The organism is Castellaniella defragrans, from assembly GCF_014203015.1.
Lineage (GTDB): Bacteria > Pseudomonadota > Gammaproteobacteria > Burkholderiales > Burkholderiaceae_B > Castellaniella > Castellaniella defragrans.
This window is the reverse complement of record NZ_JACHIB010000004.1, coordinates 139,161-158,191: the sequence shown is the minus strand read 5'-3', so window position 1 is coordinate 158,191 and position 19,031 is coordinate 139,161. Positions and strand designations below refer to the sequence as shown.

The 19,031-nt window shown below is 68.7% G+C and carries 17 protein-coding genes, 1 tRNA gene and 1 pseudogene; 8 read left to right on the top strand and 11 right to left on the bottom strand.

What is annotated here, in order from left to right:
* Window positions 1–4 precede the first annotated feature (4 nt).
* Entirely contained in the window at window positions 5–1,417 is a 1,413-nt protein-coding gene (locus HNR28_RS04555) for a replication-associated recombination protein A (protein ID WP_151024372.1), read from the top strand.
* On the opposite strand, the gene HNR28_RS04550 is transcribed toward HNR28_RS04555, so the two are convergent.
* The 7 genes from HNR28_RS04550 to HNR28_RS04520 are packed head-to-tail and all read right to left on the bottom strand — an operon-like array spanning window position 1,414 to window position 9,183.
* A complete protein-coding gene (locus HNR28_RS04550) occupies window positions 1,414–2,406 on the bottom strand; it encodes a 4,5-dihydroxyphthalate decarboxylase (RefSeq protein WP_043681349.1) in 993 nt (330 codons plus the stop codon). The two genes, HNR28_RS04555 and HNR28_RS04550, sit on opposite strands and share 4 nt — an antisense overlap.
* A gap of 21 nt (window positions 2,407–2,427) precedes the next feature.
* Entirely contained in the window at window positions 2,428–3,390 is a 963-nt protein-coding gene (locus tag HNR28_RS04545) for an ABC transporter substrate-binding protein (RefSeq protein ID WP_043681352.1), read from the bottom strand.
* A gap of 30 nt (window positions 3,391–3,420) precedes the next feature.
* Window positions 3,421–4,200 carry an ABC transporter permease gene (locus HNR28_RS04540; RefSeq protein ID WP_043681355.1) on the bottom strand — a complete coding sequence of 260 codons (780 nt, stop codon included), beginning with the start codon at window positions 4,198–4,200 and terminating at the stop codon, window positions 3,421–3,423.
* A complete protein-coding gene (locus tag HNR28_RS04535) occupies window positions 4,176–4,949 on the bottom strand; it encodes an ABC transporter permease (protein ID WP_043681358.1) in 774 nt (257 codons plus the stop codon). The genes HNR28_RS04540 and HNR28_RS04535 overlap by 25 nt, the downstream gene beginning before the upstream one ends.
* The gene (locus HNR28_RS04530; RefSeq protein ID WP_043681363.1) at window positions 4,936–5,805 is read right to left on the bottom strand and encodes an ABC transporter ATP-binding protein; all 870 of its coding nucleotides are present in this window, start codon (window positions 5,803–5,805) and stop codon (window positions 4,936–4,938) included. Before HNR28_RS04530 ends, HNR28_RS04535 begins: the two co-directional genes overlap by 14 nt.
* A gap of 4 nt (window positions 5,806–5,809) precedes the next feature.
* Window positions 5,810–7,642 (bottom strand): thiamine pyrophosphate-binding protein, encoded by a 1,833-nt coding sequence (locus HNR28_RS04525; protein WP_211369291.1) that lies wholly within the window; start codon window positions 7,640–7,642, stop codon window positions 5,810–5,812.
* 53 nt (window positions 7,643–7,695) lie between these two features.
* Entirely contained in the window at window positions 7,696–9,183 is a 1,488-nt protein-coding gene (locus tag HNR28_RS04520; protein WP_242404280.1) for an aldehyde dehydrogenase family protein, read from the bottom strand.
* A 33-nt stretch (window positions 9,184–9,216) separates the two neighbouring features.
* Here HNR28_RS04520 and HNR28_RS04515 point away from each other — a divergent pair, with 33 nt between their 5' ends.
* From HNR28_RS04515 to HNR28_RS04500, 4 genes are all read left to right on the top strand, one after another.
* The gene (locus tag HNR28_RS04515) at window positions 9,217–10,323 is read left to right on the top strand and encodes a LysR family transcriptional regulator (RefSeq protein ID WP_084330549.1); all 1,107 of its coding nucleotides are present in this window, start codon (window positions 9,217–9,219) and stop codon (window positions 10,321–10,323) included.
* A gap of 142 nt (window positions 10,324–10,465) precedes the next feature.
* Window positions 10,466–11,158 (top strand): Crp/Fnr family transcriptional regulator, encoded by a 693-nt coding sequence (locus HNR28_RS04510; RefSeq protein WP_158386245.1) that lies wholly within the window; start codon window positions 10,466–10,468, stop codon window positions 11,156–11,158.
* Between the two features lie 41 nt (window positions 11,159–11,199).
* A complete protein-coding gene (locus HNR28_RS04505; RefSeq protein ID WP_043681369.1) occupies window positions 11,200–12,579 on the top strand; it encodes a tyrosine phenol-lyase in 1,380 nt (459 codons plus the stop codon).
* 66 nt (window positions 12,580–12,645) lie between these two features.
* Entirely contained in the window at window positions 12,646–13,944 is a 1,299-nt protein-coding gene (locus HNR28_RS04500; RefSeq protein WP_151024371.1) for an aromatic amino acid transporter, read from the top strand.
* An 18-nt stretch (window positions 13,945–13,962) separates the two neighbouring features.
* On the opposite strand, the gene wrbA is transcribed toward HNR28_RS04500, so the two are convergent.
* The gene (wrbA, locus tag HNR28_RS04495) at window positions 13,963–14,562 is read right to left on the bottom strand and encodes an NAD(P)H:quinone oxidoreductase (protein ID WP_043681372.1); all 600 of its coding nucleotides are present in this window, start codon (window positions 14,560–14,562) and stop codon (window positions 13,963–13,965) included.
* Window positions 14,563–14,687: 125 nt separating this feature from the next.
* On the opposite strand from wrbA, the gene serS reads away from it, so the two are divergent.
* The gene (serS, locus tag HNR28_RS04490) at window positions 14,688–16,025 is read left to right on the top strand and encodes a serine--tRNA ligase (protein WP_151024370.1); all 1,338 of its coding nucleotides are present in this window, start codon (window positions 14,688–14,690) and stop codon (window positions 16,023–16,025) included.
* A gap of 94 nt (window positions 16,026–16,119) precedes the next feature.
* Here the strand turns inward: serS and HNR28_RS04485 are convergent, their stop codons facing one another.
* The gene (locus HNR28_RS04485) at window positions 16,120–16,488 is read right to left on the bottom strand and encodes a hypothetical protein (RefSeq protein WP_151024369.1); all 369 of its coding nucleotides are present in this window, start codon (window positions 16,486–16,488) and stop codon (window positions 16,120–16,122) included.
* Window positions 16,489–16,690: 202 nt separating this feature from the next.
* Between HNR28_RS04485 and HNR28_RS04480 the strand changes: the two genes are divergently transcribed.
* Window positions 16,691–16,781, top strand: a tRNA-Ser gene (locus HNR28_RS04480).
* Window positions 16,782–16,852: 71 nt separating this feature from the next.
* Here the strand turns inward: HNR28_RS04480 and HNR28_RS18660 are convergent.
* Together HNR28_RS18660 and HNR28_RS04475 are read right to left on the bottom strand one after the other, a co-directional pair.
* Window positions 16,853–16,912, bottom strand: a pseudogene (locus tag HNR28_RS18660) (type II toxin-antitoxin system RelE/ParE family toxin); the annotation flags it as partial.
* Window positions 16,913–16,984: 72 nt separating this feature from the next.
* Window positions 16,985–18,283, bottom strand: coding sequence for an MFS transporter (locus HNR28_RS04475; protein WP_084330553.1), 1,299 nt, complete (start codon window positions 18,281–18,283; stop codon window positions 16,985–16,987).
* 110 nt (window positions 18,284–18,393) lie between these two features.
* Between HNR28_RS04475 and HNR28_RS04470 the strand changes: the two genes are divergently transcribed.
* Window positions 18,394–19,020: a TetR/AcrR family transcriptional regulator gene (locus HNR28_RS04470; protein ID WP_151024368.1), complete on the top strand. Its 627-nt coding sequence runs from the start codon at window positions 18,394–18,396 to the stop codon at window positions 19,018–19,020.
* Window positions 19,021–19,031: the final 11 nt, after the last annotated feature.

Here is a 19,031-nt window from a genome sequence, read left to right as displayed (position 1 = left end):
CGTGATGGCGAACCAGGGCGATCTGCTGGGCGACGATCCCGGTTTCGGGGGCGCGGCGCCGCCCGCGAAACCCGGCGCCAAGGGCCGGCGGGGCAGTCCCGCCGAGGACCGCGCCGCCGGCGCGCCCCTGGCCGAATCCCTGCGCCCCCGCACCCTGGACGAGGTCGTCGGCCAGACCCACCTGCTGGGGCCGGGCCGCCCGCTGCGCCTGGCCTTCGAGTCCGGCACGCCGCATTCCATGATCCTGTGGGGCCCGCCCGGCGTCGGCAAGACGACCCTGGCGCGCCTGATGGCCGATGCCTTCGACTGCGAGTTCATCGCCCTGTCGGCGGTCTTCTCCGGGGTCAAGGACATCCGCGCGGCCATCGACCTCGCCCGCCAGCACCGCGCGGCGGGGCGGCGCACCATCCTGTTCGTGGACGAGATCCACCGCTTCAACAAGTCCCAGCAGGACGCCCTGCTGCCCTATGCCGAATCGGGCCTGGTGACCTTCATCGGGGCGACCACGGAAAACCCCTCCTTCGAGGTCAATTCCGCCCTGCTGTCGCGCGCCCAGGTCTACGTGCTCGAACCGCTGTCCGACGACGAGCTGCGCCAGCTGCTGGAGCGGGCCCGGAGCGCCGGGGGGCTCGCGCACCTGGAATTCGACGAGACCGCCGTCGCCACCCTGGTGGGCTACGCCGACGGCGACGCGCGCCGCTTCCTGAACCTGCTGGAGCAATGCGCCACCGCCGCGGGCGCGGCCGGCGCGACGCGCATCGACGCCGATTTCATCCGCACCGCGCTGACCCTCAACGGCCGCCGCTTCGACAAGGGCGGGGACAACTTCTACGACCAGATCTCGGCGCTGCACAAGTCGGTGCGCGGCTCGCATCCGGACGCCGCGCTGTACTGGCTGACGCGCATGCTGGACGGCGGCGCCGATCCGCGCTACCTGGCGCGGCGCATCGTACGCATGGCCTGGGAGGACATCGGCCTGGCCGACCCCAGGGCCATCCAGATCGCCAACGACGCGGCCGCCACCTACGAGCGCCTGGGCTCGCCGGAAGGCGAGCTGGCTCTGGGCCAGGCCGTGATCTACCTGGCGGTCGCCGCCAAGAGCAACGCCGGCTACATGGCCTACAACCAGGCGCGCGCCTTCGTGAAGCAGGACCGCAGCCGCGAGGTGCCGGTGCACCTGCGCAACGCCCCGACCAAGCTGATGAAGGAACTGGGCTACGGCCACGCCTACCGCTACGCCCACGACGAACCCGACGCCTACGCGGCCGGGGAGACCTACCTGCCCGAGGGCATGCCCGAACCGGGCTGGTACCGGCCGGCGCCCCGGGGGCTGGAGCTGAAGATCGGCGAGAAGCTGGCGCAGCTGCGCGCCTGGGACGAGCAGGCGCGCACAAGGACGCCCGGCGGCAAGCCCTAGATCCGATGGCTCTCCAGCGTCGCGGGGTGGAACAGTTCCTCCGCGTCCACCAGCCGGCTGGAGATGCCCTGAGCGTGGTGATGCCGCAGGAAATGGTCCAGCACGTGCCGGTTCTCGTGCGCTCCGTAGGTCCAGAAATCCGTGCCCATCTGCGACTGCGCCAGCCTGAGCTGCTCCTCGACGAAGGGCAGCGTCACCTTGGTGGCGGACGTGTCCGCCAGCGCCTCCAGGGCCAGCGCCTTGGATTCGTTGAATGCCTTTTGCAGCGCCACCGGCAGCCAGGGGTGCGCCTCGGCCAGCGTGCGGCGCACGCCCAGCAGGTGCATGATGGGGAAGATCTTCGTGCGGCGGTAGTAGTCCAGGGCCGCCTCGGTGGGGTCCTCGAACAGCCAGCGCAGGCGGGGATTGGCGGCCGTGAAGCAGCGCGGTGCCCGCGGGCCGATGTAGGCGTCGATCTCGCCGCTGTCCAGCATCCGGTCCAGGGTCCGGTCGGCGGGGATGTCTTCCATGGACACGCCGGCCGGCAGGTCCGTTTTCAGCTTTTCCACCCGCCCGGGCTCTTCCAGGCCGCCGCGCAGCCAGTGGATGTCCTGGGGCCGCACGCCGAAGTCGTCCTGCAGGAAGGCGCGGGTCCAGACGTTGGCCGTGAGCTGCCATTCCGGCGTCCCCACGCGCTTGCCGGCAAGGTCGGCCGGAACCCGGATGCCGCTGTCCTTGCGCACGATGATGGAGGCATGGCGGAAGGCGCGCGACAGGAACACGGGAACGCCCACATACGGGCTGTCGCCCCGCGCCACGCGCAACGAGAAACTGCTCAGGGACAGTTCGCAGACGTCGAAGGATTCGTGCCGCATCGCGCGGAAGAAGATTTCCTCCGGCGAGAGTTTCATGATGACGGGATCCACTCCGTCGATGGGAACGCGGCCGTCGATGATGGCGCGATTGCGGTCGTAGTCTCCGATGGCGAAGGAGAGTTTCAGCTTGGGCATGACAGGGGGCTCCTGGCGGGTTTATTGGCGGGGCGGGATCTGGATCAGGGTGTCGAACTGCTGCGGCGTGAGCGGTTCGCTGATGGTCTTGAAGGCGATGCCGTCCTTGTTCAGCAGGTCCAGGCCAGCCATCTTGTCCGGATCGATGAGGCTCTTGGGGAAGAATTCGTCGCGCACCTTGCGCGCGGTGGCGACGTCGGTCTTGTTGAACGCGGCGTAGGCCTTGAGCGCGTCGTCGCTGGCATACATCCAGTCGATGGTTTCGCGGTAGGCGGCCATGAAGCGCTTGAGCTGGTCCTGCTTGTGTTCGAGCAGGTTCACGTTGCCGATCAGGGTCCGGATGGATTCGTGCCGGATCTCGTCCAGGTCGTTGGCCTTGGCGACGATGCGGATCTTGCCCTGCGCCAGCGCGTCGAAGCCGAAGGGCGGCGAGGACCAGCCCACGTCGACCTGTTTGGTCATGACCTGGGTGAAGGTCGCCGAGGGGTTCCCGGTGGCGACGAGTTTCGATTTGAGGCCGTAGGCCTTGGCGAAGCCCAGCGCCACGCTGTTGGTCGAGGAACCGTTGGTGGAGTAGGCGATGGTGGTCTGCGGCGTCGCGTCCTTGATGCTGTGCAGCGGGGAATCGGCCCGCACGTACCAGAAGTCCGCGGCGCCCGTGGCCTGGGCGCCGATGATGCGGATCGGCGCGCCCTTCTGGAAGGCCGAGAAGACGCCGATGGTGCCGGCGGCCACGCCGATGTCCACGCTGTTGGAAATCACGGCCTGGAGGGTTTCCCCGCCGCCCTGGGTGTAGAGGATTTCCAGCTCCAGTCCGTGCTTCTTGAAGATGCCGGCATCCTGGCCGAGCTGGGACACGATGGTGTCCCAGTTGCCGCGCTGGCCGACGGCGAGTTTCAGCGTGTCGTCGGCCTGCGCGGGCGCTGCGCAGACGCAGGCCGAGGCGAGGGCGAGGATGCCCAGCAAGGTGCGCGATGTTTTCATGGTCTGTCTCCTGAGTTGTTGTCGCGGGGGTCAACGGTGGTTCGGATCCGCCCAATGGCTGAGCGCCGTGTTGGCGGCCACGGCCAGTCCGAAGATGGCGATGAGCAGGGCGTACATGGCCTGCATGTCGAAATGCTGGTAGTTCTGGATCACCAGGTAGCCCAGGCCCTGGTTGGACAATTTGGTTTCCGCGAGCAGCACGCCGATGACGGCGACGCCGAATCCCATGCGCAGACCGTTGATGACCGGGCCGCGCATGGCGGGCAGGTAGATCTTCAGGGTCTTCTGCAGCGGCGTGGCGCGCAGGCTGGTGCCGACGCACTTCAGGATGAAGGGGATCTCGCGCATGCCGGCGGCCACGGCCAGGGCGACCGGGAAGAAGCACGAGAGGGCGCCCAGCGCGACCTTCGACCCCGGTCCCACGCCGAACCACAGGATCATCAGCGGAAAGAAAATGATCTTGGGCGTGGGGCCGAGATAGTACAGATAGCGCTCGAAGGCGCGCTCCAGGATGCGGCTGCCTCCCAGCACCATGCCGCACACCAGGCCCGTGAGCGACCCGATCGCCGAAGCGGCCAGGATTTCGGCCACCGTGATCCAGAGATTCCGGTAGAAATCGGGGTCCAGCAGGAGACGCGCCATGCCGCGTGCGATGTCGGGCAGCCCCAGGACCACGTCCTGATAGAACAGCCCCGACATGGCCATGGCCTGCCAGATCAGCAGCAGAATGGCGGCGATGAGGATGCGCAGCATCAGGACGCGCCGGGGGGATGCCTGCCGATGGCTCAGCGCTTGCCGGGACGTAGCCATTTTTCCAGTGCCTCCAGAATCAGGAACACGACGATGCTGACCAGAACGACGAAGCCGATGGCCGCGTAGGTGCCGGGCAGGTCGTAGCGTTCCGCCAGTTCATTGATGAGCGGCCCGAGGCCGCCGAAGTTGATGAGGAATTCCACGCCCACCACGTTGATGAGCGCGAAGATGAAACCGATGCGCAGGCCCGAGAAGATGCCGGGCAGGGCGGCGGGGAACATGATTTTCCAGAACAGCGACCAGGCGTTCATGCGCAGGCTCTTGCCGACGTCGATGAGCGCGGGCCGCACCGACTGCAGGCTGTCGGTGGTCATGAGGATCACGGGCGGCAAGCCCGAGAGCACGCTGATCACGATGATGGTGGAGGCGCTGCGCCCGAACATCACCAGGAAGAGCGGATAGGCCAGCACGATGGGGGCGGCCGCCACGGCCGCGATCCAGGAGCCGATCGCCGCACGCAGCAGATGCGCCCGGTGCAGCAGCGCGCCCAGCGGCACGCCGATGCAGGCGACCAGGACGGCCGCCGTCCCGGCTTCGCTGCCGGTGACGAGGAACCGGTGCAGGACGTTCTCCTCGGCGACGATGCGTCCGAAGGCGAGCAGCACGGCCGAGGGCTGCGGCACTAGGAAGGGGTTGAGGAGGGCGGACCGCACGAGCAGCTCCACGATGGCCAGCAGGAGGACGAGCACGGCCAGGCCGCCCAGCTCCGGGCCGAACCGCAGCCGCGTGGCATCAGGACGAGGCATGGTCGGCTCCACGTGCGCTGACGCCTTCGGTTTCCCGCATGCCGCGCCCGGCCTCTTCGCGCAGGTCGGCCCAGATCCGGGCGACGTAGTGGCCGAAGGCGTCGCTGCTCAGCATCTCCGACGTCCTGGGGCGCGGCAGGTCGATGGGCAGGATGCGCTTGTTGCGGCCGGGGCGGTAGCTCATGATCATCACGCGGTCCGAGAGCTGGACGGCTTCGGCGATGTTGTGCGTGATGAGCAGCACGGTCTGGTCCAGCGTGGCCTGGATCTGCGAGACCTTGTCGCCCAGCAGCAGGCGGGTCTGCTCGTCCAGCGCGGCAAAGGGTTCGTCCATCAGCAGGAGCTTGGGCTCGAAGACCAGCGTGCGGGCGATGGAGACCCGCTGCCGCATGCCGCCGGAGAGCTGGGCCGGGTAGCTGCGCTCGAAGCCCGACAGGCCCACCAGATCGATGAAATGCCGCGCCTTTTCCAGGCGTTCGGACCTGGCGACGCCCTGCAGTTCCAGCGGGAAGGCCACGTTGTCGATCACGGTGCGCCACGGAAAGGTGGAGTCCTCCTGGAAGACCATGCCGATGGCGGGGTGCGGGCCGCGGATGGTCTCGTCTTCGATGCGGATGGCGCCGGCGCTTGCCGGAAGCAGGCCGCCGATCATGCTGAACAGCGTGGATTTACCGCATCCCGAGGGCCCGATGATGGAGACGAATTCCCCATGGCTCACCGACAGGGAAATGTCGCTGACCGCGTCCACCCGGCCGTCGGCGGTGTCGAAATGGCGGCTCACGCCGTCCACCGTGAGGATGGGGGGCGCCGTCCGCGCGCGCGCCGCTTCGTCCGCTTGTCTGCTGGCAGTGTTCATGGCTTCAGTCCGCCCCTTGTTCGGTCAGTGCGTTCGTCATGGCGGGCGTGTAGCCCGAGGCGATGCGGGCGTCGATGACGGCCACGCGCCCCTGGTCGAAGTCCCGCAGGGCGCCGGCGCAGGCCTGCGCGAGATCCCGCGGGGTCGCCACCGGGCCGTACGCCGCCGCCCCCTGCGCGCGGGCCAGGCCCGCGATGTCCACGTCGGGGTCGGCGATGCGCTGGCCTATCCACTTGTTGTCCACGGCGCGCCCCCGCATCCGGGCCACGCGCTCCTGGTGCACTTCGTCGTTGAAGAACGACTGGTTGTTGGCCACCACGCAGATCAGCGGGATGCGGTAGTGCACGGCCGTCCACAGCGCCGTCGCCCCCATCAGGAAATCGCCGTCCCCGCAGATCCCGAGCGGGACGCGGGACGAGCCCCGGAGGGACAGCGCCGCGCCCACGGTCAGCCCGGGGCCGGCGCCCACGCCGCCGCCGCCGTCCGAGCCCAGGAAGTCCAGGGGATGGTGGAAGGGCCACAGGGCGCCATCCCATCCCAGGGGCAGGTGGGTCAGCGAGACCTCGCGGCCGGCGAGGCACTCGCGCAGCCCGTGGGCCAGTTCCGCCATGGACAGCAGGGGGGCTTGTCCGGCGGCCGCCGGGGCCGCCGGGGCCGCCGGGGCCGAGACCGGCGCGTGCGCTTCGCCGGGCCGGGGGGCCAGGCCCAGGGCCTCGTTCAGGTCCGCCACCAGCAGCTCGGGTTCGGCGCGGATGCAGAGGTCCACCGCGGGCAGGGCCTGGTAGTCCATGCTCCAGCCGCGGTGCAGCGCGGCGTCGACGGAAACCTGGACGATGCGCGCGGCGGGCCGGCCGTCCGCGCAGGCCTCGCGCAGCAAGCCGGCCAGATCCACCCAGTCCAGGCTGATGATCAGGTCGGCCTGTTCCAGGGCGCCGAGGGCCGCCGCATCCGCATAGATGCCCGGCGCCCCCGCGTGCAGCGGGTGATCCGTCGGGAATGCGGCGCCGACCTTCAGGTCGGTGAGCACGCGGGCCCCGATGCCTTCGGCCAGGCGCAGGCGCTGCGCCCAGGCCTGCGCGCAGCGCGAGACGCGTCCCATCAGCAGCACGGGCCGCTGCGCCCGGCGGATGAGCGCCGCGAGTGCGGCAATCTGGCGGGCGCTGGCGCCGACGCGGGCTTCGGGCAGGAAATCGGCGGGATTCGCCGGCGGCAAGGGCTCCCGCAGGGCCTGCTCCTGCACGTCCACGTCCAGGTTGACGTACACGGGGGCCTGGGGCGCCGATTCGCTCAGCCATTTGGCCCGGAACAGGGACTCGCGCGCCGCGGCGGGGGAGGCCGGCTGGTCGTCCCATTTGGTGAAATTGCGCACCAGCGCGCCCTGGTCCCGCGCCGTGTGGATCCATTCGATCCAGGGCCGGCGTCGGGCGGCGTCCAGATGGCCGGTCGCGCCCAGCAGCAGCAGCGGCATGCGGTCGCACCAGGCATTGAAGACGGCCATCGTGGCATGCATCAATCCGACGTTGGCGTGCACTGCGGCCGCCATGGCCTTGCCGGTGACTTTGGCATAGCCGTGGGCCAATGCCACGGCGTGTTCTTCGTGCAGACAGAGCAGCATCTGCGGCGTGCGGTTGCCCAGGTGGTTGACCAGGCTGTCGTGCAGGCCCCGGAAGCTCGCGCCCGGATTCAGGGCGATGTAGGGGATGTCCAGGGCCGCCAGGGTTTGCGCGATGGCGTCGCTGCCGAACATGGGCGAAGCGGCGGCCGGCAGGGGCGGGCGTTCCCGGGGGTTCAGGGCTTCGGGGACGGACGGGGCGCGGGGCGTGGGATCGGCGGTCATGTATCGGCGGATGTCGTCGTGAAGGGGGAGTGGATGGGGTCCGGCGGAGCGCGTCAGTAGCGCACGTGGACGTTCTTGGTCTGCGTGAAGGCGAGCAGTTCGTCGAAGCATTCCTCGCGCCCGTTGCCGGATTGCTTGAAACCGCCATAGGGCGCTCCCAGGAAATGGCGGCCGACCTCGTTGATCCAGACGTAGCCCGCCTGCACGCGGGACGAGAATTCCAGCGCCGTCGCCAGGTCGCGGGTCCAGAGCGAGCAGGTCAGGCCGTAGTCCGGCGCGTTGACGGCCGCCAGCATCGCGCCGGCGTCCGTCCAGCGAAAGAGCGACAGCACTGGCCCGAAGATCTCCTCGCGGGCGATGCGCATGGACGGCTGGACGCCGGTGAACAGGGTCGGTTCGATGAAGAAGCCCTGGGCGAGTCCGGGGTCCGCGGGAACCGTTCCGCCGTAGCTCAGCGTGGCGCCCTCGTCCCGGCCGATCCGGATGTAATCCAGGATGCGCCGGTGCTGCTCGGCGCTGACGATGGCCCCCATCGTGGTGTCGGGGTCCTGGGGCAGCCCGGGCTGGAAGGCGGCCAGCCGCTCGCGGACCATGTCCGCGATCCGGTCGTGGATCGATTCGTGCAGGAAGACCCGGCTGGTGGAGCCGCAGGATTGCCCGCACCAGGCGAAGTTCATGCCCTGGACGATGGCATCGGCCAGCGCCGGCAGGTCCGCGTCCGCGAACCCGATCAAGGCGTTCTTGCCGCCCAGCTCCAGCAGCACCGGCTTGAGCGTGTCGGCGGCCGTCCGCATCACCGCGCGGCCGGCCTCGACGCTGCCGATGAGGCCGATCTTGGCGACGGCGGGATGCCGCACCAGCGCCTGGCCGGCCTCCTTGCCCCGGCCGGTCACCACGTTGAAGACCCCGGGGGGAAACAGATCGCCCACCAGCTCCGCCAGCCTCAGCGTGGACAGCGGCGCCTGTTCGGGCGGCTTGATGACCACGGTATTGCCGGCGGCGAGCGGGGCCGCCATCTTGGCCGCGGAGAACATGAAGGGATGGTTGAAGGCGCCGATGCGGCCGACGACGCCCAGGGGCTCGCGCAGCGTGTAGTTGAGGCGCCCGTGACCCATGGGAATGGTTTCTCCCTTGGCTTCGGTGACCAGCCCGGCGAAGAATTCGAGCTGCGTCGCGGCATTTTCCACGTCGCCCTTCATGGGCGTGATGGCATTGCCGCAATCCAGGGCGTCGATGAGCGCGAGATCGCCGCCGTGCTGCCGGATCCTGGCGGCCGCCTGGCGCAGGCGCGCGGCGCGGTCCGAGGGATGCGTGTCGCGCCAGGCCGGAAAGGCGCAGTGCGCCGCCTGGACGGCCGCATCGACGTCGGCGTCGGACGCGTCGGCGCAGATTCCCAGAGAGCTTCCGTTCGTGGGGCTGAAGCACTCCCAGTGCGCGCCGCCGTGGGCGGGATGCCACGCGCCGCCGTAGAACAGTTCGCGGTGCGCGGGCAGCGCCGGATGCGTGGGAGAGGCCGGGGCGGGCGATGTCTTCATTTCCATGGAACCGTCCTTGGGGGGCTTAAAGATTGATTTATGTTAAGAACAGGCATGGCGGGCGTCCAGAACGGCTTTTCTTGCCCTGCTCAAAGAATTTTGTATGGCTCGTGCTATAGTGGCCTCACGCCTTCCTCGGGCCGGCCGTGGCCCTGTGTCCATGTTCTGACATGCTTCGTTCAGGAGGCCGTCATCAACCTGCGCCAGCTTCGCTATTTCACCCGCATCGTGGAGGCCGGCAGCATCACGCGGGCAGCCCGCCAGCTGTACGTGGCGCAGCCGGCCGTGGGCTCGCAGATGCGCCTGCTGGAAGAGGAACTCGGCGTCACGCTGCTGGAACGCCATTCCCGGGGCGTCCGCACCACCCCGGCAGGGGATCTCCTGTACCGGAAGGCGCTGTCCATCCTGCAGGATCTCGAATCCGCCCGCCGGGACGTGATGGCGCTGGCGGACGTGAAGCCCGAAAGCCTGGTGTTCGGCGTCACGCCCAGCATTGCGAACGTGCTCGGCAGCAGCCTGCTGGTGCATGCCCGGGAAACGCTGCCCTCGGTGCACCTGAGCCTGGTGGAGCAGATGAGCTATGCCCTGGCCGGCGCCGTGGAGCGGGGGGACGTCGATCTGGCGCTGGCCTACGACGTCAGCGATTTTCCCGAACTGCGCAGCATCGAGCTGCTTCAGGAGGAACTGGTGTTCGTTGCCTCCCCGCGGACGTCCTCCTGGATGTTCGGCGCCGGCGCGGTATCGATCACCCTGAAGGAAGCCGTCTCCCATCCGCTGGTCCTGGCGGAGGGCCGCGATCCCTTGCGCAAATTGATCGAGGCCCAGGCGCGCCGCCTCGGCTATCCCTTCAACGTGGCCTTCGAGGCCTCGTCCAATTCCATGATGAAGGGCATCATCGCGCACGGCGGGGCGGCGGGCATCCTGCCCCGCGGCTCGGTCATGGCCGAATTGCAGTCGGGGGAATTCGAGATGCGGCGGATCGTCAGCCCCGTGATGTGCCGCGTCATGTACCTGATCGAGCGGGTGGGGCGCCAGCCCTTGCGCACGGAATTCGACATCCGGCAGTTCATCGCCGCCATGGTGGACCGGTTCGTGCTGGAACAGGGCGATCTGATCCACTCCCGGCAGGCGGGAGCGCTCGCCTGAGCCCGAGGCTCGCCCCTTCCGCCGCATGCCGGGCCCGGAAGCGCGCGGCGTGTAGCCCATGCTACTGATTTGAAGGGTTGCAGATGCTAATCTTCATCCAATGACGGAAACATAATTCGTCAATCGTTGGGTGGAGAGAGATGTGGTTTCAAAAATAAAGGATCCTGGGGCATCCATCGATACGCCTTGGCTGGTGTTCGACAACCTGCCCATCTGGGACGAGGTCCTGTACCTGGGGCGCCGCGTCGTGTGGCCGCGCGGGGCGCGCATCCGCGGGCCGGGGGATCCGGCGCACGGCATTTTCCTGATTCGTTCCGGGCTGATCAAGGTCTCCGCGGTCAGCCGCGAGGGCATGCTGCGCACCCTGTGGCTGATGGGAGCCGGCAGCGTGCTGGGCGAGGCCGCCCTGCTGAGCGGCAAGCCTTACCGGCACGAGATCAGCGTCATGGAGCCGGCCGAGGCCCATGAATTCCCCGAGCCGGTGGTCATGCGCGAGCTGCTCGAAAAATACCCGGCCCTGAGCCGGCAGCTGCTGGTCAATATCGCGGCCAAATCCTATATCGGTTCGTCCCAGCTGGAGGACGCCGTATTCCTGAACGGCCCCCAGCGGGTGGCCCGGCTGCTCTACGGCCTGGACCAGGTGCATCGGTCTTCCAGCCTGCCCGTGTCCCACCTGGCGATCGCGGAGATGCTGGGACTGCACCGGGTCACCGTCAGCAATGCCATCGGCCTGCTGCGGCGGGCGGGCTTCCTGGACGAAACGACGCACGGAATCCGGGTCGCCGACCCCGACGGACTGGCGGCCTATGCGCAGGATCCGTCCGGCGGCCATTGAATTTTTTACCGATACCCGACCCTTCAAAGGAGGAAATACCGATGGATACGATTTACGCGGCCGAACCCTACAAGATCAAGGTGGTGGAGCCGATCGCCGTCACGACCCGCGAGCAGCGGGCGCAGTTCATCGCCGAAGCGGGCTACAACACCTTCCTGCTGCGCTCGGACCAGTGCTACATCGATTTGCTGACCGATAGCGGCACGACCGCCATGAGCGACAACCAGTGGGCGGGCATGATGCTGGGGGACGAGGCCTACGCCGGCAGCCGGAACTTCATCCACCTGCAGGAGGTGGTCCGCCGCTACTACGGCTTCAAGCATATCGTGCCGACCCACCAGGGGCGGGGCGCCGAGAACCTGCTGTCCCGCCTGTGCATCAAGCCGGGAGAGTACGTGCCGGGCAATATGTACTTCACCACCACGCGCGCGCACCAGGAACTGAACGGCGCGAAATTCGTCGACATCATCGTCGACGAGGCTCACGATTCGCAGATCGATGTGCCGTTCAAGGGCAATGTCGATCTGGCGAAGCTGCAGCGCCTGATCGACGAGGTCGGCGCCGACCGCATCCCCTACGTCTGCGTGGCGGTGACGGTGAATCTGGCGGGCGGGCAGCCGGTCAGCATGGACAATCTGCGCGCCGTCAAGCGCCTGTGCGAGGCCCATGGCATCCAGGTGATGTTCGACGCCACCCGCTGCGTGGAAAATGCCTATTTCATCAAGGAGCGCGAGCCGGAATACGCCGGGCGCACGATCGCGGAAATCCTCAAGGAAATGATGAGCTACGCCGACGGCTGCACCATGAGCGGCAAGAAGGACTGCCTCGTCAACATCGGCGGCTTCCTGTGCATGAACGACGATCACCTGTATCAGCGGGCGAGCGAACTCGTCGTGCTGTTCGAGGGCATGCCCAGCTACGGCGGCCTGGCCGGGCGCGACATGGAAGCGATGGCCCGGGGCATCGAGGAATCGGTGGACTATCACTACATCCATCACCGGATCGGCCAGTGCCGCTATCTCGCCGACCAGCTGGTCGCGGCCGGCATTCCCATCGTCAGGCCCGTGGGGGGGCATGCCGTGTTCCTGGACGCCCGGGCATTCCTCGACCACCTGCCCCAGGACGAATTCCCGGCGCAGACGCTGGCGGCCCAGCTCTACCTGGAAAGCGGCGTGCGCAGCATGGAGCGGGGCATCGTGTCCGCCGGCCGCAACCAGGAAACGGGCGACCATCACCGGCCCAAGCTGGAACTGGTGCGGCTGACGATCCCCCGCCGCGTGTACACCTATGCGCACCTGGACATCGTGGCCCGGGCCTGCGAAGCGCTCTATCGCCGCCGGCGCGACATCAAGGGCATGAGGATGGTCTACGAGCCCAAGCTGCTGCGCTTCTTCACCAGCCGCTTCGAGCCGCTGGGCTGAGCGCGTCCGCCGCCGCGCCGGAGGGGCGGCGGCGCATCATGCACGATCAATAATCAATGGAGACTCATGGTGGAGAAGAAGAATGCTAGCCCCGCATCGGGCGGGGCGGCGCCGTCGGTGGTCGGCGGCGTGATGATCGTGGCCGGCACCGTGATCGGCGCCGGCATGCTGGCCCTGCCCATCATTTCGGCGGGCATGTGGACCGGCTGGGCCTTGCTGGTCCTGGCCGCGTCCTTCTTCCTGATGCTGTCCAGCGCCCACATGATCCTGCGGGCCAATGTGCGGTTCGGCCCGGGGGCCAGTTTCGACACCCTGGTGCGGGGGACGCTGGGGCCGGTGTGGAACGTCGTCAACGGCGTGTCCGTCGGATTCGTGCTGTACATGCTGATGTACGCCTATACCAGCGGCGGCGGCGCCACCTTGAAGCACAGCCTGGGTTTGTCCCTGCCGCAGGGCATCGTCAGCCTGTGCTTCGCCCTGGCGCTGGCGTTCTGCATCTTCTGGAGCACGCGGGTGGTGGACCGCTTGTCGGTGGTCCTGGTCGTGGGGATGGTCGTGACCTTCGCCGTGGCGGTCTCGGGCATGCTGCCGGCGTTCCGGTTCGAGAACCTGTGGCTATCGGCCCCGGCATCGCCCGCCGCGCCGGGCGGGCCGGGCGCGTCGGCAAGCGCCTGGTTCGTCCTGGCCGCGCTGCCGTATTTCCTGACCTCGTTCTGCTTCCACGCCAGCGTGCCGAGCCTGGTCAAATACTATGGCACGGACGTGCGGCGCATCAAGGCCTGCATCCTCTACGGGCTGCTGATCGCGGCGGCGTTTTACGCCCTCTGGATCCTGGTGGGCTTCGGCGTGCTGGGCCGGGAGCCGCTGCGCGAGGTGTACGCCCAGGGAGGGAACATCAGCCACTTCCTGGCGGCCGTGGACACGATCATTCCGGGCGCCTGGGTCGGGCATTTCGTGTCGGTCTTCGCTTTCCTCGCCGTGGTGACGTCGTTCCTGGGCGCGGGCCTGGGGCTGTTCGACTACATTGCCGACGCATGCGGGTTCGACGATACGCAGCAGGGCCGGCTCAAGACCTCGATCGTCACCTTCGCGCCGCCGGTGCTGGCGGGCGTGATGTTCCCGGATGGGTTCATCATCGCCATCGGCTTCGCCGGCTTTGCCGCCGCCATCTGGTCGGTGATCATCCCCGCCGCCATGGAATGGAAGTTCCTGCGCGGCGGTGCCGGCCGGCCGGTCCCACCCCGCGGGGAGCGGGCCGGCCCGGGATTGAGGCTGGTCCGGGTCGTCTGGCTCTATGGCGTGGTGACGGCGGCCTTCCACCTGCTGTCGCCCGACGTGCTGGACGTCCTGCCCGTCTACCGCTGAGGGCCAAGGGCCAAGGGCTCAGCCGAACAGCTTGTTGGCGATCTCCGCCGCGTGCCGGCCCTGGAAGCGCGCGCCGTCCAGTTCGTTGGCGGAGGGCTTGCGCGAGCCGTCGCCGCCGGCGATGGTGGAGGCGCCGTAGGGCGCCCCGCCGGTGACTTCGTCCAGGCGCATCTGGCCCTGGAAGCTGTAAGGCAGGCCCACCACCACGAAGCCGAAATGCAGCATGTTGGCGATGATGGAGAACAGTGTCATTTCCTGGCCGCCGTGCTGCGTGGCGGTGCTGGTGAAGGCAGCGCCCACCTTGCCGTTCAGCTGGCCGCTGGCCCACAGGCCGCCCGCCTGGTCGAGGAAGTTCGCCATCTGCGAGCACATGCGCCCGAAGCGGGTGCCGCAGCCGATCAGGATGGCGTCGTAGTCGGCCAGGTCCTGGACCTGGGCCACGGGCGCGGCCTGGTCGAGCTTGTAGCCGGACTTGCGCGCCACGTCCTCGGGGACCAGCTCGGGCACGCGCTTGATGTCGACGGTGGCGCCCGTCGAGCGGGCGCCTTCGGCGACGGCCTGGGCCATGGTTTCGATGTGACCGTAGGTCGAGTGGTAGAGCACCAGCACTTTGGACATGGGGAAGACTCCTTTCCTGATGAGGCGATGCCCGCCGCCCCGGACGCCGCGCGGCGCGGCCCCGCCGGGACGGAGGCGGGATTGAATACAATACCCCCTTTCACGAATCTCCGTCACCTCTCGCCATGCTCGACACCAATCTGCTGCGCAAGGACCTGGATCGCGTCGTACGGGCTCTCGCCCGGCGCGGCCTGGCCTTCGATACCGACCGCTACCATGCCCTGGAGGCCCGCCGCAAGGCCGTGCAGGTCCAGACCGAGGAATTGCAGGCGCGGCGCAACGCGCTCGCCAAGCAGATCGGCCAGCTGAAGTCGCGCGGCGAGGACGCCTCGGCCGCGCTGGCCGAATCCCAGGCCATCCCCGACCAGCTCAAGGCTCTGGAGCAGGACCTGGGCGCGGTGCAGCAGGAACTGTCCGCCTGGCTGATGACTCTTCCCAACCTGCCCGACGACAGCGTGCCGGACGGCGCCTCCGAGGCCGACAACGTCGAGGTGCGCCGCTGGCTGCCGGGCGCCGCCGGCGCCGACGGCAATCCCGCCGGCCTGGGCTTCGAGCCGCGCGACCACGTCGCCCTGGCCGAGCCCTTCGGCCTGGATTTCGAGGCGGCCCGGTCGCTGGTGGGCGCGCGCTTCATGATGCTGCGCGGCCCCATCGCCCGCCTGCACCGCGCGCTGGCGCAGTTCATGCTGGACCTGCAGACTGGCGAGCACGGCTACCAGGAATGCTATACGCCCTACATCGTCAACGGCTCCACCCTGTACGGCACCGGCCAGCTGCCCAAGTTCAAGGACGACATGTTCTGGGTGACCAAGGGCGGCCAGGGCAGCACGCCGGACGACGACGGCCCGGCCGAGGACCTGTACCTGATCTCCACCGCCGAGATCCCGCTGACCGGCACGGTGCGCGACCGCATCGTCGAGGCGCGCGACCTGCCGATCCGTCTCACGGCGCACACGCCGTGCTTCCGTTCCGAGGCCGGCAGCGGCGGGCGCGACCTGCGCGGCCTGATCCGCCAGCACCAGTTCGACAAGGTCGAGATGGTGCAGATCGTGCATCCGGACCAGTCCTGGCAGGCCCTGGACGAGATGGTCGGCCACGCCGAGCACGTGCTGCAGGCCCTGGGGCTGCCGTATCGCGTGGTGCTGCTGTGCGCGGGCGACATGGGCTTCGGCTCGGCCAAGACCTACGACCTGGAGGTCTGGCTGCCGGCGCAGAACACCTGGCGGGAAATCTCGTCGGTGTCGAACTGCCTGGACTTCCAGGCGCGGCGCCTGCAGGGGCGTTTCCGCCCCGAAGGCCCCAAGGCCAAACCGGAATACCTGCACACGCTGAACGGATCCGGGCTGGCCGTGGGCCGCGCCCTGGTGGCCGTGCTGGAAAACTACCAGCAGGCCGACGGCAGCATCGTGATCCCGCCCGTGCTGCGACCCTACATGGGCGGGCTGGAAGCCATCCGGGCCTGAGCGGCCGGGCGGGGCGCCCGTTCGGCGGATGGGTTCCGGCGCATGGTTGAGGACCGGCCTGCGCGGCCGGTGCGCCGGAAGCCTTCCGTCGAGCCTAGGTCTTGCGGGCCTTCGGGCCGCGGTAGCGCGGCATGCCGGGCGTGCCCGGGGCCGCCGCCGTGTCGGAGGCGGCCGCATCGGGCGCTTTCCGGTCGGCGCCGATGCGCGTGACCAGGACCAGGCAGCCCACCCAGAACAGCAGGGTCAGGACCGTGGCCAGCAGGCTGTGGAAACTGGCATAGCCAGTCGCGGCCGAGGCCCGGATGCCGAAGGTGTCGGCGATGAAGGGGATGTTTCCCAGGCCTTCGACCATCAGGCGGCCGGGCAGGGAGAAGGCCCATTTCAGGGCATCGATGACCTCCCAGCCGGCGACCGAACCGTTGCCGTCGACGTCGAGCACGAAATGCAGGGCTTGGATGTTCATGGCGGACCCCCGGCTGCGTTGATGCCTGAATCCACTATAGGCCAGAAGGCGGGGGCGGGCAACGGGGCGCGACACGGGGCGCGACGTGCCCGCCGGCATGCGTTGACCCGGCTCAAAGCCCGTGGGCGTGGCGGGCCGGCCCGGAACGATGCGTCTGGATTCATGCTATGATGCGCGACTCGACTCGCAATGCGTCGTACCCGGAGAGGTGGCAGAGTGGTCGAATGTACCTGACTCGAAATCAGGCGTACGGTTTCCCCGTACCGTGGGTTCGAATCCCACCCTCTCCGCCAGTTTCAAAACGACAGGCCCTTGGATTCCCAGGGCCTGTTCGTTTTTTGGGGTTCGCGCAGGGCGCGATGTTGTCGTGGTCGCTTTTGGCGAATCCGTACACGAAAAAGCCGCGCTCCGCTCTGCGATACAGGATGATGGTATCGGAATCATAAGCGCTGGGGCGGCGCCATGTCCGATGCGCTATGGCCTGAACGACACGCCCTCAAGCCGCCGCCAGCCCTATCGCCACGCGCTGGCGCTTGATCAGCAGCGCGATCACGGCGGCGACGAGGCCGGTGGCGCCCGAAAGCACGAAGGCCAGCAGGTAGCTGCCGGACGCCTCGCGGATGAAGCCGCCCATCCAGGCCGCCGTGGCGGCGCCGATCTGGTGGCCGGCGACGATCCAGCCGAAGACCACCGGGGCGTCGCGCTCGCCGAAGACGTCGGTGGCCAGGCGCAGGGTGGGCGGCACGGTGGCGATCCAGTCCAGGCCGTAGAAGATGGCGAAGATGGACAGGCTGTAGAGCGAGAAATCGGTGTAGGGCAGCACCATCAGCGAGACGCCGCGCAGGCCGTAGTAGACGAAGAGCAGCTTGCGCGGATCGTAGCGGTCGGTGAGCCAGCCGGAAGCCGTGGTGCCGACCAGGTCGAACACACCCATCAGCGCGAGCAGGCCCGCGGCCTGGACCGGGAGGATGCCGTGGTCGCCGCACATTGCGATCAGGTGCGTGCCCACCAGGCCGTTGGTGGTGAAGCCGCAGACCCAGAAGGTGGCGAACAGGAACCAGAAGGCGCGGGTGCGGCTGGCGCGCCCGAGCGCGCCGAAGGCGGCGGCGATCAGGCCGGTGCGCGGCGCGGGAGGCGCGGGCGGATCGGCGGGGTCGCTGCCGTAGGGCAGCAGGCCCACGCTGGCGGGACTGTCGGGCACCAGCCGCCAGACCAGCGGCACCATGGCCACCATGGCGATGGCCACGGCCCAGACCGCGCGCGTCCAGTCGCCCGAGGAGGCGAGCGCCGCGAGCAGGGGCAGGAAGACGAGGTTGCCGGTGGCGGTGCTGGCGGTGAGGATGCCCATGGCCAGGCCGCGATGGCGGAGAAACCAGCGGCTGGCGATGGTGGCGCCCAGCACCGTGGCGACGGCGCCCGAGCCGATCCCCGAGAAAACGCCCCACAGGGCGACGAGGTGCCAGGACTGGGTCATGTAGGCGCTGGCGGCCGAGGAGGCCGCCATGACGGCCAGGGCCGCCAGCAGCACGCGGCGCAGGCCGAAACGGTCCATGGCGGCGGCGGCGAAAGGCCCCGCCATGCCGTAGAAGAAGATGCCGAGGGCGGCCGCCAGCGAGATGGTCGCCCGGCTCCAGCCGAAGGCCTGGTGCAGCGGATCCAGCAGCACGCCGGGCGTGGCGCGCAGCCCGGCGGAGAACAGCAGGCAGAAGAAGATGACGCCCACCACCACGAAGGCGTAGCGCTGGCCTAGGCGGGACACGAGGGTGGAGTTCGCGGGACGCGCGGGAGAGGGCATGGTATGTTACTGACCGGTACGTTCTGGACGGGATATAATACGTACCGGTCAGTAACATCGTCAAGCGGAATCAGGCATCAGGAATCAATCGGGCGGAATCGAGCGGAATCATGAAAAAGACAGTGCAGGCCGGACCGCGTCCGGAGGGCCGGGCGTCCGCCGCTCCCAAGGCGGGGTCGCCGCGCGCGGCCGACCGCATCCGCAGCAGCGCGCGCGACCTGTTCTACCATCAGGGGATCCGGGCGGTGGGCGTGGATGCCATCGTGGCCGAGGCGGGCGTGACCAAGCCCAGCCTTTATCGCAGCTTCGCCTCGAAGGACGATCTGGCCGCGGCCTATCTGCGGGATTACGAGCTGGAATTCTGGCGCCGCTTCGATGCGGCGGCCGAGGCCCATCCGGGCGACCCGCGCGCGCAGGTCCTGGCCTATTTCGCCGGGCTGGCCGAACGGACCGGCCTGCCGGGATACCGGGGCTGCGGCCTGACCAACGCCTGCGTCGAATACCCCGAGCCCGATCACCCCGCCCGGCTGGTATCGGTGGCGCACAAGCGGAAGGTGCGCGCGCGCCTGGCCGAGCTGGCGCGGCAGATGGGCGCGCGCGATCCCGGGGCGCTGGGCGACGGCCTGCAGCTCCTGCTGGAAGGCGCCTACGTGTCCAGCCAGATGTTCGGCGCGGACGGTCCGGCGCGGCACCTGGCGGATGCGGCGGCGCGCCTGATCGACGCCAGCCTGGCATAGGATCGCGCGGC

Bases quoted from the DNA above. Each gene is read 5' to 3' on its own strand.
- HNR28_RS04470 (WP_151024368.1), top strand. From the start codon at position 18,394: ATGAAAAAGACAGTGCAGGCCGGACCGCGTCCGGAGGGCCGGGCGTCC.
- HNR28_RS04515 (WP_084330549.1), top strand. From the start codon at position 9,217: ATGTTAAGAACAGGCATGGCGGGCGTCCAGAACGGCTTTTCTTGCCCT.
- HNR28_RS04530 (WP_043681363.1), bottom strand. From the start codon at position 5,805: ATGAACACTGCCAGCAGACAAGCGGACGAAGCGGCGCGCGCGCGGACG.
- HNR28_RS04525 (WP_211369291.1), bottom strand. From the start codon at position 7,642: ATGACCGCCGATCCCACGCCCCGCGCCCCGTCCGTCCCCGAAGCCCTG.
- HNR28_RS04555 (WP_151024372.1), top strand. From the start codon at position 5: ATGGCGAACCAGGGCGATCTGCTGGGCGACGATCCCGGTTTCGGGGGC.
- HNR28_RS04485 (WP_151024369.1), bottom strand. From the start codon at position 16,488: ATGAACATCCAAGCCCTGCATTTCGTGCTCGACGTCGACGGCAACGGT.
- serS (WP_151024370.1), top strand. From the start codon at position 14,688: ATGCTCGACACCAATCTGCTGCGCAAGGACCTGGATCGCGTCGTACGG.
- HNR28_RS04500 (WP_151024371.1), top strand. From the start codon at position 12,646: ATGGTGGAGAAGAAGAATGCTAGCCCCGCATCGGGCGGGGCGGCGCCG.
- HNR28_RS04520 (WP_242404280.1), bottom strand. From the start codon at position 9,183: ATGGAAATGAAGACATCGCCCGCCCCGGCCTCTCCCACGCATCCGGCG.
- wrbA (WP_043681372.1), bottom strand. From the start codon at position 14,562: ATGTCCAAAGTGCTGGTGCTCTACCACTCGACCTACGGTCACATCGAA.
- HNR28_RS04545 (WP_043681352.1), bottom strand. From the start codon at position 3,390: ATGAAAACATCGCGCACCTTGCTGGGCATCCTCGCCCTCGCCTCGGCC.
- HNR28_RS04550 (WP_043681349.1), bottom strand. From the start codon at position 2,406: ATGCCCAAGCTGAAACTCTCCTTCGCCATCGGAGACTACGACCGCAAT.
- HNR28_RS04505 (WP_043681369.1), top strand. From the start codon at position 11,200: ATGGATACGATTTACGCGGCCGAACCCTACAAGATCAAGGTGGTGGAG.
- HNR28_RS04535 (WP_043681358.1), bottom strand. From the start codon at position 4,949: ATGCCTCGTCCTGATGCCACGCGGCTGCGGTTCGGCCCGGAGCTGGGC.
- HNR28_RS04540 (WP_043681355.1), bottom strand. From the start codon at position 4,200: ATGGCTACGTCCCGGCAAGCGCTGAGCCATCGGCAGGCATCCCCCCGG.
- HNR28_RS04475 (WP_084330553.1), bottom strand. From the start codon at position 18,283: ATGCCCTCTCCCGCGCGTCCCGCGAACTCCACCCTCGTGTCCCGCCTA.